This window comes from uncultured Aquincola sp., from assembly GCF_964001545.1.
Classification (GTDB): Bacteria; Pseudomonadota; Gammaproteobacteria; order Burkholderiales; family Burkholderiaceae_C; genus Aquincola.
Genome location: NZ_CAXFDV010000027.1, coordinates 1 through 4366 on the forward strand (window position 1 = coordinate 1; position 4366 = coordinate 4366).

The 4366-nt window shown below is 69.1% G+C and carries 4 protein-coding genes and 1 pseudogene; 2 read left to right on the forward strand and 3 right to left on the reverse strand.

Annotation, left to right across the window (positions count from 1 at the left end):
• Positions 1–234, reverse strand: a pseudogene (locus tag ABNT58_RS00930) (sterol desaturase family protein); the annotation flags it as partial.
• 227 nt (positions 235–461) lie between these two features.
• On the opposite strand from ABNT58_RS00930, the gene ABNT58_RS00935 reads away from it, so the two are divergent.
• A complete protein-coding gene (locus tag ABNT58_RS00935; protein WP_348751638.1) occupies positions 462–1241 on the forward strand; it encodes a PEP-CTERM sorting domain-containing protein in 780 nt (259 codons plus the stop codon).
• Between the two features lie 72 nt (positions 1242–1313).
• Here ABNT58_RS00935 and ABNT58_RS00940 read toward each other — a convergent pair whose 3' ends face one another.
• Both ABNT58_RS00940 and ABNT58_RS00945 read right to left on the reverse strand, forming a co-directional pair.
• Positions 1314–2081, reverse strand: a complete 768-nt coding sequence (locus ABNT58_RS00940) for a sulfite exporter TauE/SafE family protein (protein ID WP_348751639.1) — start codon at positions 2079–2081, stop codon at positions 1314–1316.
• On the reverse strand, positions 2054–3769 hold the full coding sequence (locus ABNT58_RS00945; RefSeq protein ID WP_348751640.1) for a GMC family oxidoreductase N-terminal domain-containing protein: 1716 nt from the start codon (positions 3767–3769) through the stop codon (positions 2054–2056). The genes ABNT58_RS00940 and ABNT58_RS00945 overlap by 28 nt, the downstream gene beginning before the upstream one ends.
• Before the next feature lie 220 nt (positions 3770–3989).
• Between ABNT58_RS00945 and ABNT58_RS00950 the strand changes: the two genes are divergently transcribed.
• A partial coding sequence (locus tag ABNT58_RS00950) for a DUF4172 domain-containing protein (RefSeq protein ID WP_348751641.1) occupies positions 3990–4366 on the forward strand: 377 nt, incomplete at its 3' end.

Below are 4366 nucleotides of genomic sequence, written 5' to 3' on the forward strand. Positions count from 1 at the left end.
CACCGCCGCATGCGCCAGCACCGCCAGCGCCATGGCGGGCACCAACAGCAGCCACTTGAGCAGCAAGCCGTTGAAGAAATACCAGCACAGGTCGGTCACCCTGCCGGGTCGGCGCCAGGCCACGCGCCGCAGGCCGAAGAGCCGCTCCAGCGGACCCAGCACCAGCAACAGCAAGGCTGCCCAGGCCAGCAGCCGCAACAGGTCGACGGCCAAAGAGGTCAGGGTCGCAGTCATCAAAGCCCTCGAAAAAGTGGGCGCGCTGTACCACACCCAGGTATCACTAACGCATCCCCAAAGTTGCACGACTCGTTGTTTTTGGGGCAGAACGCACAGTCGACATGTAACCGAAGTATCCGGTTGCGTATGCTCTGAAACAAGTCGTGTCGCCGCGCTGCGGCGCACGCACCACGGGCCGCAACGCCGGCCACCCCACTTCTTCACCTCGCCAACCTGGAGGCTTCATGACTTTTCCGCGCCTGTCTTCGATCGCCGCTGCCCTTGCGTTGGGCAGCCTGCCCGCTTTTGCAGCCCCGCCCGCCGAGCTGGTCGTCAATGGCGGCTTCGAGCAGGGCACGGGTCTGGGCCAGGTCGGCAGCATCGTCTCGGTGCCCGGCTGGTCGCAGACCGACAACAACAACTTCAACTTCGTGCTCGACACGACGGCCGACGACGGTCTGGCCAACTCGGGCTTCAATGGCGGCTTCACCTCGGTGAACTCGGCATCGTTGAACACCAACATCTTCGTCTGGGGGCCGGACAACGGCGTCAACAACGGCTTCACCGGCAGCAGCAACGGCGGCAAGTTCCTGGGCGGCGACGGCGGCTATGCCACCGGCGCGGTGCAGCAGCAGATCAACGGGCTGACGGCCGGCCACACCTACCAGCTGAGCTTCGAGTGGGGCGGCGCGCAGTTCGCCGACGTGCAGGGCGACTTCTGGGTGGGCTGGAACGTGAGCTTCGGCAGCGACAGCGTGTCGGTCGGCGGGCCGGGCAGCGCGGTGCCCTCCAAGGGCTTCCTGCCCTGGCAGTCCGAAAGCTTCACCTTCACGGCCACTTCGGCCAGCCAGTGGCTGTCCTTCCTGGCCACCGGGCCGGCGGGGCTGCCGCCCTTCTCGCTGCTCGACGGCGTGAGCCTGGTCGACACCACACCGCCGGTGCCCGAGCCCTCGTCGCTGGCCCTGCTGCTGGCCGGTGGCCTGGGCCTGGGCGTGGCGCTGCGTCGTCGCGCCCACCGGGGCTGATGCAGCAGCGGCACTGAGCCGACTTGCCCGCGCAGCAAGGGCGCCCGGCCCCGCTGCGCGGCTTACGTCAGCTCAGCGCAGTCCGTCCCACAGCAGCTTGCTGCCGGTCAGCAGCATGCCCAGCGAAAACAGCCGGTAGAACCAAACCGGCGACACCCGCCGCACCACACGCACGCCCACCCACACGCCCACCGGCGCCAGTGGTGCCAGCACGGCCGAGGTGCCCAGGTTGCCCAGGTCGATCAACCCCAGCCAGGCGTAGGGAATCCACTTGGAGGCGTTCACCGCCGCGAAGAACACCGCCATCGTGGCGGTGAAGCGCACCGGCGGCAGCCGCAGCGGCAGCACATAAAAGCTGATCGGCGGCCCGCCCGCATGGGCCACGAAGCTGGTGAAGCCCGACACCGTGGCCAGCCCGAAGCCCAACCAGCGTGGCGGCGGCGGCGCATCGGCCCGCGGCGGAAACACCGTGCGGATGGCCAGGAACAGCAGCGTGATGGCGCCCACCACGCCGGCCACCACCTGCGGCGGCAGCACGCCGAACAGCAGCGTGCCGATCACCGTGCCCAACAGCCCGGCCGGCAGGATGAGCTTGATGAGCTGGCGGTCGAACTCCTTGATGAACGCAGCCAGGCCCAGCGCATCCATGATGGCCAGCAGCGGCAGCATGATGGCCGCCGCCTGCGGCACCGGCACGGCCAGCGCCATCAGCGGCACTGCCAGCGCCCCGAAGCCGGCGCCGAAGCCGGTCTTGCTCAAGCCCATCAGCAGCACGGCGGGCACGGCCACCGCGTAGAACCACGGGTCGGTGATCACGTGGGCGCGTCCTGCGCGATCCATTGCGCGGCGCGCTCGGCAATCATCAGCGTGGGCGAGTTGGTGTTGCCGCTGGTGATGGTGGGCATCACGCCCGCATCCACCACCCGCAGGCCGCGCACGCCGCGCACCCGCAGCCGCGCATCCACCACCGCCATCGGGTCGTCGTCGCGGCCCATCCTGGTGGTGCCCACCGGGTGGAAGATGGTGGTGGCGATGTCGCCGGCCAGCCGGGCCAGCTCTTCATCGGTCTGGTACTGGGTGCCGGGCTTCCATTCCTGCGGCTGGTAGGCCGCCAGCGCCGGCTGGGCCACGATGCGCCGCGTCAGCCGCAGCGACTGCGCGGCCACCTGGCGGTCTTCTTCGGTGCTCAGGTACTGTGGCGCGATCGAGGGTGCGTCCTCGAAGCGCGGGCTGCGGATGCGCACCCGGCCGCGGCTGCTGGGGTTGAGGTTGCACACGCTGGCGGTGAAGGCCGGAAAGCCGTGCAGCGGCTCGCCGAAGGCATCCAGGCTGAGCGGCTGCACGTGGTACTGCAGGTTGGGCCAGGCGCGCGATGGGTCGCTGCGCGCAAACGCCCCCAGCTGGCTGGGCGCCATGCTCATCGGACCGCTGCGGTTGACGGCGTATTCCAGCCCGATGCGGGCCTTGCCCAGCAGGCTGTTGGCCAGCACGTTGAGCGTGCTCACCTTCTGCACCTTGAACACCGCACGGATCTGCAGGTGGTCTTGCAGGTTTTCGCCCACGCCGGGCAGCTCATGCAACACGGCCACGCCGTGCTCGTGCAGGTGCGTGCCCGGCCCGATGCCCGAGAGCTGCAGGATCTGCGGCGTGCCGATGCTGCCGGCGCTGAGGATTACCTCATGCCGCGCCCGCACCTCCACCGATTCACGACCATTCCACCAGCGCAGGCCGGTGCAGCGCATGGTGCCGTCGGCATCGGCCTGCAGACGCAGCCGCTGCACCTGTGCACCCACTTGTATGGACAAGTTGGGCCGCCCCTGCGCCGGCCGCAGAAAGGCCTTGGCGGTGTTCCAGCGCCAGCCTGCGCGCTGGTTGACCTCGAAGTAGCCCACGCCTTCGTTGCTGCCGCGGTTGAAGTCGGGCGTGGCAGCGATGCCGGCCTGCTCGGCCGCACGGGCGAAGGCGTCCAGGATGTCCCAGCGCAGCCGCTGCTTTTCGACCCGCCATTCGCCACCGGCGCCGCGGGCACGCAACGATTGCAGGTAGGCGTCGTTGCGGTCGCCCTCGGCCCCGCCGCGCAGCACCGCGGGCAGGGTGCCCTGGGCGCCGTGCAGCTCGCCGGCGCCGCCGTGGTGGTCTTCGTGCAGCAGGAAGTAGGGCAGCACCTGGCGCCAGGCCCAGTCGTCGCTGCCGGTGGCGGCGGCCCAGCCGTCGTAGTCGCGCGACTGGCCGCGCATGTAGATCATGCCGTTGATGCTGCTGCAGCCGCCCAGCGTGCGGCCGCGCGGGTAGCGCAGCTGGCGGCCGTTGAGGCCCGCGTCGGCATCGGTCTGGTAGAGCCAGTCGGTGCGCGGGTTGCCGATGCAGTACAGGTAGCCCACCGGGATGTGGATCCAGTGGTAATTGTCGGCCGGCCCGGCCTCCAGCAGCAGCACCCGCCGCCGCGGATCGGCACTCAGCCGGTTGGCCAGCAGGCAGCCGGCGGTACCGCCGCCCACGATGACGTGGTCATAGATGGCTTCAGGCATGCCGGGCTTGTCTCCGCGTGGTGTTCTTGTCGGCCCGGCCGGCAGGTCGGGCCGGGTGCATGTTAGGCGCTGGGGCTGATGAGCCACAAATCGACCGAAACGGATCACTTTTTGAGCCGTATAGACTAGGATTCGGCTCATGAGCTCCCGCAACTCACGCTGGGTGTAGCAGCAGCCGGACTGGCCCGCGCTGACCTTCAACGCCGCGCAGGCCGGCCCGGTGCTGGCCTATGCGCATCGCATGCAGGGGCGGCTTGAAGGCAAGGCGCAGGCCATTGGTCTGCAAAGCGATGTCTCGGTGATGCAGACCTTGATGGAGGAAGAAACCATCGCCACGGCCGCCATCGAGGGCCAACGGCTGTCGCCGGATGCCGTGCGATCTTCGGTCATGCGCCGCCTGGGCCTGTCCAGCGCCGGACCGCAGGACCGCCATGCCGACGGCCAGGTGGCGGTGATCGACGACGCCACCCGCAGTTTTGATCAGCCGCTGGACCACGACCGGCTGTGGCGCTGGCAATCGGCTTTGTTCCCGGGTGGCACCAGCGGCATCCGCCGCATCGAGGTCGGTCGTTACCGCAGCCATGCCGACCCCATGCA